Origin of the sequence: Sphingobacterium sp. UBA5789 (assembly GCF_002418355.1) — a bacterium.
Lineage (GTDB): Bacteria > Bacteroidota > Bacteroidia > Sphingobacteriales > Sphingobacteriaceae > Sphingobacterium.
In genome coordinates this window covers 1-17819 of the sequence record NZ_DIDX01000009.1, presented here as the reverse complement: position 1 = coordinate 17819, position 17819 = coordinate 1, and the positions used below count along the sequence as shown (strand labels likewise).

Annotated in this window: 9 protein-coding genes; all 9 read left to right on the top strand. The window is 41.2% G+C overall.

From position 1 onward, the window contains the following. The first annotated feature begins 123 nt into the window (after window positions 1-123). The 9 genes from B4B65_RS21575 to B4B65_RS21535 all read left to right on the top strand — a co-directional run bounded on the left by B4B65_RS21575 (window position 124) and on the right by B4B65_RS21535 (window position 17704). Entirely contained in the window at window positions 124-3726 is a 3603-nt protein-coding gene (locus B4B65_RS21575; RefSeq protein WP_293918791.1) for a SusC/RagA family TonB-linked outer membrane protein, read from the top strand. Between the two features lie 11 nt (window positions 3727-3737). Further along, complete coding sequence (locus B4B65_RS21570) at window positions 3738-5213, top strand: RagB/SusD family nutrient uptake outer membrane protein (RefSeq protein WP_293918789.1); 1476 nt, start codon at window positions 3738-3740, stop codon at window positions 5211-5213. 189 nt (window positions 5214-5402) lie between these two features. Further along, the gene (locus B4B65_RS21565; RefSeq protein WP_293918787.1) at window positions 5403-6821 is read left to right on the top strand and encodes a TlpA family protein disulfide reductase; all 1419 of its coding nucleotides are present in this window, start codon (window positions 5403-5405) and stop codon (window positions 6819-6821) included. 1057 nt (window positions 6822-7878) lie between these two features. Further along, complete coding sequence (locus B4B65_RS21560; RefSeq protein ID WP_293918785.1) at window positions 7879-8436, top strand: RNA polymerase sigma factor; 558 nt, start codon at window positions 7879-7881, stop codon at window positions 8434-8436. Between the two features lie 186 nt (window positions 8437-8622). After that, window positions 8623-9732, top strand: coding sequence for a FecR family protein (locus tag B4B65_RS21555; RefSeq protein WP_293918783.1), 1110 nt, complete (start codon window positions 8623-8625; stop codon window positions 9730-9732). Window positions 9733-10071: 339 nt separating this feature from the next. Further along, window positions 10072-13674, top strand: coding sequence for a SusC/RagA family TonB-linked outer membrane protein (locus B4B65_RS21550; RefSeq protein WP_293918781.1), 3603 nt, complete (start codon window positions 10072-10074; stop codon window positions 13672-13674). A gap of 39 nt (window positions 13675-13713) precedes the next feature. Further along, window positions 13714-15165, top strand: coding sequence for a RagB/SusD family nutrient uptake outer membrane protein (locus tag B4B65_RS21545; RefSeq protein ID WP_293918779.1), 1452 nt, complete (start codon window positions 13714-13716; stop codon window positions 15163-15165). 126 nt (window positions 15166-15291) lie between these two features. Then, on the top strand, window positions 15292-16713 hold the full coding sequence (locus tag B4B65_RS21540) for a TlpA family protein disulfide reductase (RefSeq protein ID WP_293918777.1): 1422 nt from the start codon (window positions 15292-15294) through the stop codon (window positions 16711-16713). Window positions 16714-16885: 172 nt separating this feature from the next. Next, the gene (locus B4B65_RS21535) at window positions 16886-17704 is read left to right on the top strand and encodes a 3-keto-disaccharide hydrolase (protein ID WP_293918775.1); all 819 of its coding nucleotides are present in this window, start codon (window positions 16886-16888) and stop codon (window positions 17702-17704) included. Window positions 17705-17819 lie beyond the last annotated feature (115 nt).

The window sequence follows — 17819 nt, the reverse complement described above, 5'->3', positions numbered from 1 at the left end:
CCCTGACCAAAAGGTAGATATCAATTATAAACGCTAAAACACTTAAGCTTCGAACCTGTAAGTGCTTTGACTAATTAATACTTAAAACAAATGTATAAAATTTACACCTATAAATTGATTTTTATGCGTCTTAGCACTGTCGTATTATTTCTGTTTTTTATGCAGATCTGTGCAGCAACATACGGGCAAAAAGTAACATTGCGTGAAAAGAACAGCTCTGTAAAAGATGTCCTGTATAAAATCAGGCAACAGACTGGTTATGACTTTTTGTTTGACAGACATCTTGTCGAGGATCTGGGGACTGTAAAAATATCGGTTAAAAATGCCGGTCTGGATGAGACCATGAGCAGGCTTTTAGCTAATACAGGACTGACATATACCATCGAGAGCAAATTTGTGCTGATCAGAAAGAAGACAGCTTCGGATGTAAACAAAAATCTGCCAGATATACAACAAATGGATGTGCGGGGGCGGGTAGTAGACTCTCTGGGTAATTCTTTGCAAGGAGCGACTATAGCGATATTTCACAAAACCTCTTCGGAAAATACACAAACAGGAGATTTCTCAATGACTGTCAAAGGACGTATGGCCGCTGCGGTTACAGATAAAAACGGGGAATTTGTGCTGCATAATGTTGCTGAAAATACAATGCTTTCCATCTCTTATATTGGTTACGAAAATTATGTAACCAAACCGGCCGCTAATCTGGGTATTATACGTATGAAGCTGGCCGGCAGGCTGGAGGAAGTAGTGATTAATACTGGGTATCAGCATATCTCCAGGGAGCGCAGTGCTGGTTCATTTGCGAAACCGGATATGGAGGTGCTGGCTAACAGAGCCACCAGTCCCAATGTCCTGCAACGTCTGGATGGACTGATACCCGGTCTGGTGATTAATAACTCCCCTACAGACGGTAAGCAGCAGTTTCTGATCCGCGGATTAAGTACATTATCTACTGCAGATAATTATACCAATGCCTCACCACTATTTGTAGTAGACGGGATCGCGGTAGCGGATGTATCTTTTATCAACCCACAGGATGTACAGGATGTATCTGTCCTGAAAGATGCTACAGCGTCCTCTATCTGGGGAGCCAGAGCTTCCAACGGCGTGATCGTGATTACTACCAAAAAAGGGTCGAATAATCAGAAACTGCGGATCACATATGATGCTTTTGTCAATATACAGGGCAAACCGGATATTACCTATTTTCCGGTACTGGACAGCCGGCAATATATACAGGCCTCCAGGGAAACTTTTGATCCGAAAAACACAACTTATAACCCGAATATCAATGTTTTCCTGGGTGGTCTTGGCTATGCGCCAGACCGTCAGATCCAATGGGATGCTGTTAAGGGGTTAATCTCTGCTGCACAAAGAGATGCGAAGCTGGACAGCCTGGCCAGTATCAGCAACCTGAATCAGATGCGGGATATTTTTTACCGGCCTCAGATGCTGACCAATCATACGCTTTCTCTTTCCGGCGGAACAGATCGATACAGCAATTATACCTCTCTGGCGTATACCGGTAATCAGGACTATACACCAGGAAACAGAGACAATACCTTTAAGATCAATACCCGCAATGATTTTTTGCTTGGTACTCGTATCAAAGCCTTTTTTATTGCCGATCTGACCAACCAGCGTACAGGCTCTAACCGGGCAGTGTCACCGGACAACCGTTTCCTGCCTTATCAGCTGTTCCGGGATCCTTCTGGTAATAATATAGATATGTCTTATATGGGAATTCTTCCGGGAGAAGCTATTGAGCCGATAGAGAGTTTAACAGGCCGGAGTCTGCGCTATAATCCACTCAGTAATGCACATACAGGTCGGAACACAGGCAACTCGTTTATTGCCCGTGTTACTTCTGGCCTTGCAGTTAATCTGTACAAAGGCCTGCGTTATGAAAGTGTATTCGGCTACATCAGGGGTACCAGCCGGATCACAAGCTACGATGACAATACCAATTACAACCAGAATATACAGTTGCTGCGTTTTGCTCAGAACACAAACGGCACGATCAGATACCATCTTCCCAATACCGGAGGGCGGTATGCGGTATCCAATAGCGCGGATGAAAACTGGACTTTCCGCAATCAGCTTGTCTATACCTATATTTCCGGAAATCAGCTTCATCAGCTGGACGCATTGGCGGGTTACGAAGAGCAGGAACAAAAGAAGACCAGTAGTAGCAGTATTGTATACGGTTATGATGAAAATTCACAGGTATCAGCATTACTGGATTACTCTGTGTTGAGAAGTACAGGAATAGCCGGAATAATACCCTCATTTGAAGGGAATACGAAATTAAGTGAGGCACCTTTCCTGCAATCAGAGGCAATTTTCCGTTTTCGATCCTATTATGGCAATGTAGGGTATACTTTTGGCAAACGGTATACTGTCAATACCAGCTGGAGGCAGGATAAAAGCAATCTTTTCGGAATCAATAAATCCGCACAGCGCAGGCCGGCATGGAGTGTGGGTGGAAAATGGACGCTTAATAATGAGACGTTTATGCAGGATATCAGCTTTATCAAGGAGCTGTCCGCACGGATAACCTATGGTATCGGTGGCAACTCGCCTGTGCCGGGCAAAAGTGCAAATCAGGATATATTTCTGCCTGTATCCAATACACTTGTCGCCGAGGGGCAGGGGTATACATTGCTCACTGCCGGTAATAAAAACCTGACCTGGGAGCAGACCCGTACGCTGAATGCAGGTCTGGATTTCGCTATTCTTGACCACAGGCTGAGTGGTTCGCTGGATTACTATCAAAAAAAATCAACAGATCTGATCGGACCGCTGGAAGTCAATCCGTTGACAGGTATTACGACTATTGTAGGTAATGTGGGTAGTATGACCAATAAAGGTATAGAAGCTGCTATACGTTCCGTGAATGTTCATACAGCTGATTTTCAGTGGAACACTTCGCTGACCCTGTCCTACAATAAAAATAAGGTTACGAAAGTAAACTCATTAATCATTCTTAATACCGGACTCAATAAAATTATGACCCGTTACTGGGCTGGTTCTCCTGCTTTCTCCGCATTCGCATTTGATTACGCTGGTCTGAATGCTGCAGGAAATCCTTTGGTCAGGCTTTCGGATGGCAGTATTTCCTTGGGTATGGATGATGACGGGACACCAAAGGCTAAGGATGTCTTGTTTATGGGGGTATTCCAGCCGGTATGGAATGGCGGCCTGTCCAATACTTTTAGCTATAAAAGTCTTTCTCTGAATGTCAATATGATTTACAATCTGGGACATGTTATGTTTCGGGATGTTAACCGGACATACAGTGAATATTTTTCAGGAAACGGCTTTATTGTAAGTCAGGATTTTCAGACCGGGAATCTGCATGCCGATTTTGTGAAGCGTTGGCAGCAGCCCGGGGATGAAAAGACAACAGATATACCGGGCTTTAAGACTCTCGAAGAAGAGATGGTAAGAGCTACGTATTATTATATTCTTGGAAACACGAATGTAGTTTCAGCCTCTTATATCAAGATGCGGGATCTGACTCTGAGCTACACCTTTCCGCAATCGGTTATCCGGAAATGGAAAATAGAAGGCTTAAGTGTGCGGGGGGGCATGACCAATGTGATGCTTTGGAAAGCCAATAAACAGGGTATCGACCCTGAATTTCAGGAAGGACGCTATGGCTCGAGGAATATACCAGCGGGGCAAAACGCAGTTAATTTAGGGGTTCATTTAATTTTTTAATAATACAAAGCATGCTTTACACGAAACATATAATTAAAATATCAGGACTCATACTGCTGATGAGCGGCTTTTGCTCCTGTCGAAAAGACTTTCTGGAAGTGGTCCCAAAAGGTGTTGTTATTTTATCCAAAACATCAGATTATGAATTGGTGCTTAATGATCCTGATCTAAATAAATTGGGGCATGCGCCGCAGATTATGATGTCTGATGAGTTGGCAGGTTATGAACCTTTTTATAATCCTGGAGCCGTATCTAGTGGTGTTATAGATATAAAAGCTTTTGAATACAAAGATGATATTTATCTGCCTGCCGATAACATCTCTGAACTGACAAACCTGCAAAAACAGTTGTATATCTATAATAAGATTATCAATGAGGTTATGGGTTCTGAAGGGGGAAGTGATGCGCAGAAAAAAGCCATCCGTGCGGAGGCTTTGGCCAGCAGAGCGTGGGTATACTTTACACTTGTCAATTACTACGGCAAGCCCTATAATGCGACAACAGCTACTTCGGATCCGGGTATTTTTCTGGTCAAAGATGCAGAAGTGACACAGACCTTTTTTAAACGTTCTACGGTAAGGGAGGCTTATGATCAGATTATAACTGATTTGACCGACGCTCTTCCCGTTCTGCCTGCCCGTATGACTAGTAGAGGCAGAATGTCTAGGTTAGCAGCAGAAGCTATATTTGGGAAAGTGTATATGAATATGCAGCAGTTTGATAAAGCACTGCCTTTGTTTAGCTCAGCTATCGCTAAATTTTCAAATGCCACCATACCGGTACGGTTGTATGATTTTAATACTGTTTTTGGTGAGGGAGGTGCTTTTTTTCCGGCTGATCCGTTTACCGGTCCTAACCGGAATAATCTGGAAATGGATGAAGAGGTAGTATATCTCAAGCAATTTATTAATTTTTATACTTTTTCAATCTCGGGATTCCCCCTCAATCCGCAAACAAGTAACCTGTTTGAAGAGGCAGATTTGAGGCTCAACTTTTTTACTTCCTCATCTTATCCGCCAACTGGTGAAGTCTATCCGCTTAATATGAAGCGTGGATATGGACGGTTAAATAATAATATGGGTATAAACGTGCCCGATATTATCTTGTTAAAGGCCGAGTGTGAGTCTCGGACAGGAGACTTGCCGAATGCGGTGAAAGATCTGGAAGCTTTCCGCAAGACAAGAATGGAAAATACGGTCGCAGACGCAGAAAAAATTCCGGCTAATATCACATCGGATAAAGAGGCACTAACCAAATATATTCTGGAGGAAAGAATCCGGGAATATGCCGGTACAGGAGAACGCTGGTGGGATATGCGTCGGCTATCGGTTGATGAGACGTACAAATCGACCGTAGGTATGATGCATTATGTGTATGATGAGATAGGAAAAATTGTAAAATCCTTTCCCTTAAAACCGGAAAGACTGACCTTTCGTCTTCCACCGTACATTATAAATGCGAATCCCGGCATAGAACAAAATCCATAAAAGAGAGCAGTATAAGTGCTGAGAGATAAAATAAATTAGATATGAAATACTTATGTTTTCGAAAATATGCAGACCGTGCCAGATTAGTGCGGACATGGCGCGATATGAGCAAATCAAGTTCCTTTGAAGGGAACAAAACAGGCCAACATAAATCCTGCTCTGCCAAGGATATAATCACAAATAAGTAATATGAAAAAATTAATAATAACCCTACTTTGCATATATGCCGGTATCTTGTCAGCACAGACAAAAACAGCCCGGATATGTCTGGACATAAGACCACTGTCATCAGACTCTGTGGAATTATACCTTGAAGAAGGAAAAGTAACTACAGTCCACGTACTAAAGCCGGGTAAAAATGGAGTGTTTGAGTTTTCTACTTCATTAACGCATGGAGTAGATGGTCAGTTGATAATAAGTAATCCTGTAAATATAACTATACCCGTATACCTGGAGCCGGGGGATGACCTGCTGATACAGACAGACCTGAAAGGTAATGCCCAATTTTCCGGTAAAGGCAAAGACAATGCAAACGTGTTATATGAATTGATTGATAAATATTCCCGAAACTATGAAAAAGTAGATAAGACAAAAATATCAGCACAAGTCTATTTTCAACAAATAGCACAACTGGGTAAAGATAATATAGCCTTTTTAGAGGCTCATAAGACTAAGGTTACAAAAGGTTTTTATGACTATCAAAAGATTAAATTTTATTATAGAGCACTGTCAGAAGATATTTTTTATCCGAAAGTCTACAGTAAAGAATTTAACAGGAAATTATCAGAAATTATGCCTTCAGGTTATCCGGATATACTAAAAAAGGTACAACTTTCAGATAGTCTGTTGACTCATCCGGAATACTATCATTTTATAGCCAGTTCCATGATGTCTTGTCTTCTTGTTCATCATCTCTTCCAGTTAGGAATGATAGATAGTATGGCCGGTATGAGTAATGAGGAGCAACTAAAAATTGTCTACGATCAGGCAAAAAAACAACTGAGTGGTAAAGTTCGAAGTACGGTGATGTTTACAGTTTTAAATGCTTTATTTATTACTTCCGAAGATGCCAAAGTATACAAGCCTTTTTTAGATCAGTTTGTCTATGACGGGGGTAGTGATGAAGATGCCGCCGAGTTACTTCATATATATAATACGACAATAAAACTTACTGTAGAAAAGGAACCTCCTGTATTTACATTGGACGATCTGGAGGGAAAGAAGGTTTCGTTAAAAGATTTAGCGGGCAAAGTGGTGTATATAGATTTCTGGGCTAGCTGGTGTTCACCCTGCAGAGCAGAAATGAAGAACGGTGCACCAGTGCTTCATGCCAGACTGGCCGACAACAAAGATATGGTGTTTTTGTATATCAGTATTGATGATAGTGAAGACAAATGGCGTAAGGCGATTAAAGAGGATCAGATCGAAGGTATACATCTGCTATCAAAAGGAGGAGTTAAAAGTCCCGTGGCCAGGGCATTTAATATTGCAGGTGTTCCCCGTTATGTCATTATAGGCAGGGATGGAAGAGTTATCGATAGCGCTGCACCAAGACCAAGTGAGAATATTACATATGACAAATTAATGGAGGCATTGACAACTAACTAATAAAAAAAATAGGACTACTGAGATAGAAACTCACTCCCTTGAATATCAGATAGGGAGTAGTTTCTTCTTTAATAACAAATTCGTACACACACATCTATCTAACTAATAAAAAAAATAGGACTACTGAGATAGAAACTCACTCCCTTGAATATCAGATAGGGAGTAGTTTCTTCTTAAATGACAAATTTCGTACACACACATCTATCTAACTAATAAAAAATAGGACTAGTTAGAAATCCGCTCCCATCAATATAATAATAAAGGGAGCGGTTTCTTTTTTCACAAACGGTACTATCGGATCAAATCCCCTTTCTTAAGTTTCTTCCATATCCTGCATATTTTTTAAATCAATCTGTAAAGTTGTTTCTCGTGCTTTTATAAATTTACGTAAGGACAGATTGCAGTCTTTTCTGAGTGTGTTTTTTCAACTAATGCGGAGTGTCGTAGAGCTGGGATAAAATAATAAACCGGACTAAGGTTTTTTTGCTTTACAGGAGACATTCTATTAAGAACACCTGAATATAAACCCATATAACCATAGAGAATAACCGGATACAATTTAAATAATTGAAAATCAGGAGAGTTGTATCAAGATAGTGTGCTTTGATCCAGAAGGATTTTTTTTATTAAATAGATAATAATGGACAGATAAACAGGTCAGCAGTGCAGCAAACACCCCTGACCAAAAGGTAGATACCAATTATAAACGCTAAAACACTTAAGCTTCGAACCTGTAAGTGTTTTTACTAACTAATACCAATGCAAATGTATAAAATTTATACTACTGAACGGATTTTCATTCGTCGGAGGATTTTCTCCTATTCTTTCTTTTCCCGGTGCCGGTCTATGCCTCAACCTACAGACAGCGGATAACTCGTCTCATGATTAAATTTTTTTTCTACTCCCTATACCAGAACAGAGTGTCTTATCTATACAGGTGACAAAAATATTGAGAGTTTAATCTTAAAAAAGAAAGAATGCATTTGTCATTTCACGGCTTACATAAAGCTAAAGAAGAAAAATCAACAGGTTTAATTTGCGGATAATTTAACGGAAAATGGCTGTTTACAGCACATATGCTGATCAGGAACTGATGCTTTTGTTAAAGCAAGGCAATCACGCCGCTTTTACAGAAATCTACAATCGGTATGCGGTTGTATTGTATCTGCATGCCCGCCATATGCTGGGACAGGATGAAGAGGCCAGAGACGTGATACAGGAACTGTTTGTGGGTATATGGAATAAATATGACATGCTGGATTTTGATCTGCAGTTGCGGGCTTATCTGTATCGGTCAGTCAGAAATATGATACTAAACATTATACGACATGAAAAGGTAAAAGAAAATTACCTGACTGAACTGGGAACATTTGCGACAACAGAGCCGGTAGAGACAGATGAGCTTATCCGGTATAAGGAGTTGAAGCGGCTTATTGAGAAGGAAATTGAACGAATGCCTAAAAAAATGAAAATTATTTTCCAAATGAGTCGCAATCAAAACCTTAGTCATGCTGAAATTGCAGAACAGTTGGGTATTTCGAAAACTACCGTCAAAAAGCAGGTCAGTAATGCTATTAGTCAGCTAAAAAAGAAATTCAATAGTTCAATTTCCTGATAGACAGCAAAGAGTCTTAATTCTTAAAATTCCTATAAAATGTAGCAGGATATTGTCGCAAGAAAATCGGATAGAGTGCAGCCTGTAATCATAACAATAAATAGAAAAAAAATCAATCTTTTTTACTCCCTGTGTTACATCAGCGTGTCTTATCAATAGCGCACATAATAGATGAATAGTTTAATCATGAAAAAAGAAGAAGTCATAGCTTTATTGGATCGCTATCAGAACGGAACCTGCAATGCTGATGAAAAAGCACTTGTCGAATCCTGGTATAATGCACGTGCAGAAAAAAATATTTCCTTCGTCCAGAAAAAAAGTGTGGAAGTGAGCATAAAGCAGATCTGGTCTGATATTCTGGTGGAGGCTCCCGCACCGGGACGATCCAAATCAGGGCTGCTCGTTATACTTGTTGCTGCTGCGATGGTTTTAATTGTTTCAGGAATATTCTTTTTTAGAGTTTCCGGCCATAAAGATGAACTCGTTTCCAAAACATCTGATAAGACTTACGATATCGCTCCGGGAGGCAACCATGCGATATTAACGACCGCAGATGGTAAATCCATTAATCTGAACACGACTAAAACAGGACTGGCTATTAGTCAGACAACAGTAGCCTATACCGATGGCACAAAAGTAGATGCTTTGGATATGGATGCAAAGAATGAAAATGCCCATCCCCTTCAGATTTCTACGCCAAGAGGGGGGACGTACTCTGTTATTTTACAGGACGGAACCAAAGTCTGGCTCAACGCTGACAGCAAACTTGAGTTTCTTTCCAGTTATAACCATAAAACGCAAAGAATCGTTACGCTTAAAGGGGAAGCCTATTTCGAAGTCGCAAAAGATAAATCAAGACCTTTTATTGTGAAAAGTGAGGGGCAGAATGTAATAGTATTGGGCACACATTTTAATATCTGTGCATATAAGGGTGAAGAAGTAAAAACAACTCTGCTTGAAGGTAGTGTAAAAGTAAACGGACGGACTTTGAAACCCGATCAGCAGGCGATTTTAAAAGACAACAAAATAAACATTGCACAGGTGGATGCCAATGAAATGGTAGCCTGGAAAAACAATGATTTTATATTCACCAAGCAGAGCCTTTTCAGCATTATGCAAAGCATTTCACGTTGGTATGATGTAGATGTAAATTACAGCAAGGATGTAGATCTGGATCAGACGTTCAGTATGCTGGTATCCAAACAAAAGAACTTATCTCAGGTACTGCTTGGTATGTCAAATACCGGAAAAGTAAAATTTGAGATCAAAAATAAAACCGTACAGGTAAGCAAATAGGTATCCATCTACCCCAACTTTACAGCCCTGCAACTCACACAAACTATAAACCCTAACCAATGAGAAGTAATATGAAAACAGACAAAAATGATCCGTAATGTAAAAGTATAATAAGTCATTAAAAAGCTGATAGTGCGACCAACACTACCAGCCCATATAATTTAGACTTATTCATTAAACGCTAGCCAGATTGTGATCAAACCAATTATTTAATGAACAACTGTGTATTGCTGCAGCGTTCATCTGAACAGCAATACACACTAAAGGAGTAAAATTATGAATTTTTATATTAAAAGCCTATTCCGGCTCAAACGGGATGTGCTAAAAATAGTGTTGATAATGAAACTTATCGTCATTCTGTTAACAATATCAATTTTACAGGTAAATGCGCATAGCTACGCACAAAAAGTGACCATCAGACAACACAACATTGCGCTTACAAAAGTGATCATAGAATTGCGTAAGCAAACCGGATTTGACTTTGTATACAGTGACAAGATGATGGAAAATAAAAGTCCGGTCAATTTGGATTTAAGTAATGTATCTATCCGTAAAGCATTAGAAGTATGTCTTGAGGGTCAGGATTTAACTTTTGAAATCAATAGCAACATTGTAACCATTAAAGAAAAAAGTGTTCCATTGGAAGACAGGATCACAGTAGCCACAGTCGATATTGATGTACGTGGACGTGTAGTAGACTCTCTGGGCAATCCTTTACAGGGCGCTACAATTAGCCTGATTAGCAGTACCTCATCCGAGAATAAGAAAACAGGAGATTTTTCAATGACGGTTAAAGGACGTAAGGCTGCTGCAGTTACAGATAAAAACGGGGAATTTGTGCTGCATAATGTTGCTGAAAATACAATGCTTTCCATCTCTTATATTGGTTACGAAAATTATGTAACCAAACCGGCCGCTAATCTGGGTATTATACGTTTGAAGCTGGCCGGCAGGCTGGAGGAAGTGACCGTTAATACAGGTTATCAGAGTATCTCCAGAGAGCGCAGTGCAGGTTCGTTTGCAAAGCCGGATATGGAAGTACTGGCCAACAGAGCTACCAGTACTAATGTTCTGCAACGTCTGGATGGACAGATACCCGGGCTGGTGATTAATAACTCCCCTACACGTGACAAGCAGCAGTTTCTGATCCGGGGATTAAGCACATTATCTACAATATATAATTATACCAGTGCCTCGCCACTATTTGTAGTAGACGGTATTGCGGTATCGGATGTATCTTTTATCAATCCGCAGGATGTACAGGATGTATCCGTCCTGAAAGATGCTACAGCGTCCTCCATCTGGGGAGCCAGAGCTTCTAACGGCGTGATCGTGATTACTACCAAAAAGGGGTCGAATAATCAGAAACTGCGGATCACATACGATGCTTTTGTCAATATGCAGGGCAAACCGGATATCAGCTATTTTCCGGTACTGGACAGCCGGCAATATATACAGGCTTCCAGAGAAACATTTGATCCGAAAAACACGACTTATAACCCGGTGTATATTCCGGGTGATGGAGACGGTGGCTATGCGCCAGACCGTCAGATCCAATGGGACGCCTTTCGCGGACTGATCTCTGCTGCGCAAAGAGATGCGAAGCTGGACAGCCTGGCCGGTATCAGCAACCTGAATCAGATGCGGGATATTTTTTACCGTCCGCAGATGCTGACCAACCATACACTTTCTCTTTCCGGCGGTACGGACCGATACAGCAATTATACTTCTCTGGCGTATACCGGCAATCAGGACTATACACCGGGAAACAGAGACAATACCTTTAAGATCAATACCCGAAATGATTTTTTGCTTGGTACTCGTATCAAAGCCTTTTTCATTGGAGACCTGACCAACCAGCGTACAGGCTCTAACCGGGCAGTGTCACCGGACAACCGTTTCCTGCCTTATCAGCTGTTCCGGGATCCTTCAGGTAATAATATAGATATGTCTTATTTAGGAATTCTTCCGGGAGAAGCTATTCAATCTATAGAGGATTTAACAGGTCGTAGTCTGCGCTATAATCCACTCAATAATGCGCTTACGGGTCGAAGTACAGGCAACTTGTTTATTGCCCGTCTCACCTCTGGCCTTACGGTTAATCTGTACAAAGGCCTGCGTTATGAAGGTGTATTCGGTTACATCAGGGGTACTAACCGGATCACAAGCTACGATGACAATACCAATTACAACCAGAATATACAGTTGCTGCGTTTTGCTCAGAACACAAACGGCACGATCAGATACCATCTCCCTAATACAGGAGGGCGGTATGCGGTATCCAGCAGCGCGGATGAAAACTGGACCTTACGCAATCAGCTTGTCTATGCCTATACTTCCGGCAATCAGCTTCATCAGCTGGATGTATTGGCGGGTTACGAAGAACAGGAACAGAAGAATATTATTAACAATAGTATAGCATACGGTTATGATGAAAATTCACAGGTTTCGACATTGCTGGATTACTATGTGTTGAGAAGTACAGGAATAGCCGGAATAATACCCATACTTGAGGGGAATATGAAATTAAATGAGGCACCTTTCCTGCAATCTGAGACAATATCCCGCTTTCGCTCTTATTACAGCAATGTGGGGTATACTTTTGGCAAGCGTTATATCTTTAATGCGAGCTGGAGGCAGGACAAAAGCAATCTTTTCGGGATAGAAAAATCCGCACAGCGTAAACCCGCATGGAGTGTGGGCGGAAAATGGACGCTTAGCAATGAGGCGTTTATGCAGGATGTCAGCTTTATCAAGGAGCTGTCTGCCCGGATAACCTACGGTATCGGTGGAAACTCCCCCCGGGCAGGAATAAGTGCAAGCCGGGATGTGCTCTCTCCGATGTCAAATCCGTTTGTACCCGGACAACAAGGCTTTACTATACTCACTGCCGGCAATAAAAACCTGACCTGGGAGCAGACCCGTACACTGAATGCAGGCCTGGATTTCGCTATCCTGGATCGCAGGCTGACTGCTTCGCTGGATTACTATCAACGGAAATCGACAGATCTGATTGGTCCGATGGAAGTCAATCAGTTGACTGGTTTTACCTCGATCACAGGCAATGTAGGAAATATGTCTAACACTGGTCTGGAAGCGATGATTCGTTCGGTGAATATCAGTACAGGTGATTTTCAGTGGAATAGTTCGCTGACCCTGTCCTACAATAAAAATAAAGTCAGCAAAGTAAATTTATTCTTCGAAGTCGTTACCGCAAAAGACAAAATGAGAACACAGTATTTACAGTATTTCCCTGCTTTTTCTGCTTTTGCCTATAATTATGCGGGATTGAATGCGGAAGGAAATCCTTTAGTCAGGCTTTCGGATGGCAAGGCATACTTGGGTATGGAAGGAACAGAGATTCCGATGGCAAAGGACGTCTTGTTTATGGGCGTATTCCAGCCGGTATGGAATGGCGGCCTGTCCAATACTGTTGGCTATAAAGGTCTTTCTCTGAATGTCAATATGATTTACAATCTGGGGCATGTCATGTTTCGGGATGTAAATACGGTATATTCAGAGCGTCCTAAGGGAGCCGGTTTTATCGCAAGTCAGAGTTTTCAGGCCGGGAATCTGCATGCAGATTTTGCAAACCGCTGGCAGCAGCCCGGGGATGAAAAGATAACAGATATCCCGGGATTTACAACAATAGGTAAGGATGCAAGCAGGAGTACGGATTATTATAGATATAGTAACCGGAATGTAGAGTCCGCTTCTTATATCAAGATCCGGGATCTGACATTGAGTTATACATTTCCGCGATCGGTTACGGGAAGATGTAAAATAGAAGGCTTGACTGTACGGGGGGGCATGACCAATATTATGCTGTGGAAAGCCAACAAATTTGGCATCGACCCCGAATTTCAGGAAGGACGCTATGGCTCGAGGAATATACCAGCGGGGCAAAACGCAGTTAATTTAGGGGTTCATTTAACTTTTTAAAAATATAAAGCTATGATATTTATAAAGCACATAATCAGAATGGCGCGGCTAACAATGCTGATAACCGTTTTTTCTGCCTGTAGCAAAGATTTTCTGGAAGTAGAGCCTAAGGGTGCTGTTATTGCCAGCAAAACTTCAGATTACGAACTATTACTGAATGATCAGGTCCTTGGAGTGATTGCGAGAGCCTCGCATATCGTCATGTCTGATGAACTGGCTGGTTATCAGCCATTGTATAATCCGGAAGGCGGAATAGGTAGTGTTAATGATCGGAAAGCATTTGAGTATCAGGATGATATATATCTTCCTGATGAAAACTTTTCAGAGTTGAGTCAATTACAAAGGCAATTGTACAGCTACAATAAGATTATCAATGAGGTGATGGATTCCAAAGAGGGTAGTGATACACAAAAAAAAACCATCCATGCAGAAGCTTTGGCCTGCAGAGCCTGGGTCTATTTTATGCTGGTCAACTATTATGGTAAGCCCTATACTGCAGCCACGGCAGCATCAGATCCTGGCATTTTTCTGATCAAAACGGCAGATGTGACACAGACTGTTTTTAAACGGAGTACGGTAAAGGAAGCCTACGATCAGATCATAGCTGACCTGACCGAAGCGATTCCTCTGTTGTCACCCCGGATTGTCAGCAGATATCGCATGTCTCAGTCTGCAGCAGAGTCTATACTCGGAAAAGTGTATATGAATATGCAGCAGTTTGACAAAGCTCTGCCTTTATTTAGCTCAGCTATCGCTAAATTTTCGAATGCCATTATACCGGTGCGGTTGTATGATTTTAATACCGTCTTTATTCCCGGAGGTGCTTTCTTTCCTGTAAATCCGATTACTGGTCCCAATCGGCTTAATCAGAATGTGGATGAAGAAGTCGTCTATCTCAAGAAATTTTTAAATTTCTATAGCTATTTTTATTCCGGTATTCCGGTCAGTCCCCGGACAGCAGGCTTGTTTGACCAGGGAGATTTGCGGCTCAATTTTTTTACCAGATTACCCTTCCGGTCAACCGGTGTGGTTTATCCGCTTAATATGATGCGTGCTTATGGACGGTACAATAATATGGGTATAAATGTGCCGGATATTATCTTGTTGAAGGCCGAATGTGAGTCACGGACAGGAGATCTGCTCAATGCGGTCAAAGATCTGGAGGCTTTCCGAAAAAAAAGAATGAAAATTACCGTCGCAGATGCGGAAAAAATTCCTGCAGATATTGCATCGGACAAAGTGTCGCTTACGAAGTACATTCTGGATGAAAGAATCCGGGAGTACGCTGTTACCGGGGAGCGTTGGTGGGATATGCGCAGGCTATCGGTTGATGAGACCTACAAATCGACAGTGGGTATGATGCATTATGTGTATGATGCGAACGGCAAAATCGTAGAGTCCATGGCCTTCCCCTTAAAACCGGAAAGACTGACCTTTCGTCTTCCGCTTTACACTATTAATACAAATCCAGGGACAGAACAAAATCCATAAAAAAGAATGGTGAAAATATAGTGACGCACACAATCACAGAAATACTATAGAACCATTTAACAGAAAACACATTACTCCTAAGAAGATAACTAAGTCTGGATAAATCAAAAATGAAAAATAGATAACATGAAAAAACTAATCATAATAATAGCTGTACTCTGTATGTGTACCGTTATAGTATCGGGACAGACAAAAAAGACTATGCTCCGCCTGGATCTGAAACCATTGGCAGCAGATTCGATTTATCTGGTTCTGGAAGATAAGAACAGGGAAATAATTAAACTAAAACCGAACGAAAGAGGGATATTTGAGTTTTCCACTTCTTTGGATCATGGGGTAGATGGCCAGATATCAATTGATAATCCGGTTAAAGGGTCACTATCATTGTATCTGGAGCCAGGAGATGACTTACTGATCAAAACTGATTTTAAGGATAATACCTCCTTTTCCGGAAAAGGGCATGAAAATGCAAAGGTATTAAAGGACTTGATGGATCTGTTTAGTACAAATTGGAAAAAAGTGGATGCAACAAAAGCTCCTTTGAATATTTTATATGAACAGTATGATGAAATGAATCAAGCCAATCTGAATTTTTTGGACACCAACAAATCCCGTGTGTCCAAAAGTTTCTACGATTATCAGCGAATCAAATTTTATTATCAAGCCCTGAGTATGAATATAATAATGCCAATTATGTTGAGTCGGGGACAGAACAAAAAATTGAGCGAATCACTGCCCTCAGGTTATATGGATATGATGGATAAGGTCGAATTTTCAGAAGCTCTCCTGTCTCATCCTTCTTACAAAGTATTTGTGAAGGGTAGTTTGCCGATTTTCTTACGCTACCGTCAACTTTACGAATCTGGAAAATTGGATAGTGCCGGTAAACAGAGCGAAGAAGAGAAGTATAAGATGGAATATGAAATGTCAAAAAAATACCTGTCTGGTAAAGTCCGAAGTGCTGCCATGCTATCAGTGTTAAGTAATCTTTTTATTAAAAGCAAAGATGTAAAAGTATATCGGTCTTATCTGTCTAAATTTGTCGAAGATGGTGGCAGTAAAGACGACCTTGCAGCTTTACAGGATACTTATGATCAAGCCATAAAACTAGCTTCAGGAAATGAACCTCCGCCTTTTGCACTGGACGATCTGAATGGAAAGAGAGTTTCTTTAAAGGATTTTGCAGGTAAAGTCGTGTACATCGATTTTTGGGCAAGCTGGTGTTCCCCTTGCCGGTATGAGATGAAAAACGGAAGTCCTAAATTGCATGCAAAACTGGCTGATAACAAAGACATAGTGTTTCTGTATATCAGTATAGATGATAACGAAGACAAGTGGCGTCAGGCGATCAAGGAAGATCATATCGAAGGTATACATTTGCTTGCAAAGGGGAATACAAACAGTGACTTTGCCAAGGCATTCAACATTTCCGCTATACCACGTTATGTGATTATTGGGCGGGACGGTAAGATTCTGGACAATGATGCACCAAGGCCAAGTAATGATATTACCTATGACAAATTACAGGAAGCTCTTAAAACGCAGTAGCATAAAAATTAGGACTGGGAGCCGTTCTCCCTTTGAAAAAGGAGAGCGGTTTTAATTAGGTGTTGTCATGATATATATATAATAAGGGACTAATTAGTTTTTCAGTCCCTTATTTATTGCAGAAACATCCGGTATTTTTGTATTTTAGGACTTTCCATAAAAACAAAACCTGATGAAAAGAAAAGTATTCCTTTATATATGTACTGCTTTTTTAATGGCCGGAGGTTGTTCCGTAAAGAAAACCAAAGAAAATACGGATACATCGACACAGGAATGGAAGTCCCTGTTCAATGGCAAAGATATCAATGACTGGAATGTCAAGATTCACCATCATGATTTTGGGGTCAATTATGGACATACCTTTCGCGTTCAGGATGGTGCTATCCAGGTCCGATACGATGAGTATGGAGATTTTAATGAGCAATATGGCCACCTTTATTATAAAACGCCCTATTCCTATTACCATCTTAAACTGGAATACCGGTTTGTAGGTGAGCTTCATCCAGGAGCACCTGATTATACCTTACGTAACAGCGGCGTCATGTTTCATTCGCAGGATCCGGCGACCATGCCCAAAGAGCAGGACTGGCCAATCTCGGTGGAGATGCAGTTTCTGGGCGGGCTGGGAGATGGAAATCCCAGACCGACCGGTAATATGTGTTCCCCCGGAACGCATGTCATATATAAAGGAAAGATCGCTGCTTCACATTGTCTCAATTCTACTTCTAAGACGTACGACGGAGATCAGTGGGTGAGTGCGGAACTTATTGTACTTGGAGATTCGCTGATTACACATATTATTGAGGGCGATACTGTCTTGCAGTATTCCAAACCACAGATCGGAGGTGGAGTTGCCAATCGCTATGATCCCAAGTTCAAAATTGACGGTCAGTTGCTCAAGAGTGGGTTTATTGCTCTTCAAAGCGAAGGACAGCCGGTAGATTTCAGAAATATCCGTATAAAGGATCTTTCTGCTGAGTATAGGCATTAATAAGTTATGAAGAAAGCAAGAAGGACTGTTGGAGCATAATAAAGGGCTGTTTTGACTATTTGTAGATATATGTTTTCATTTTATACTTCAAGTTATCAGTCAGTTAAGATTATTA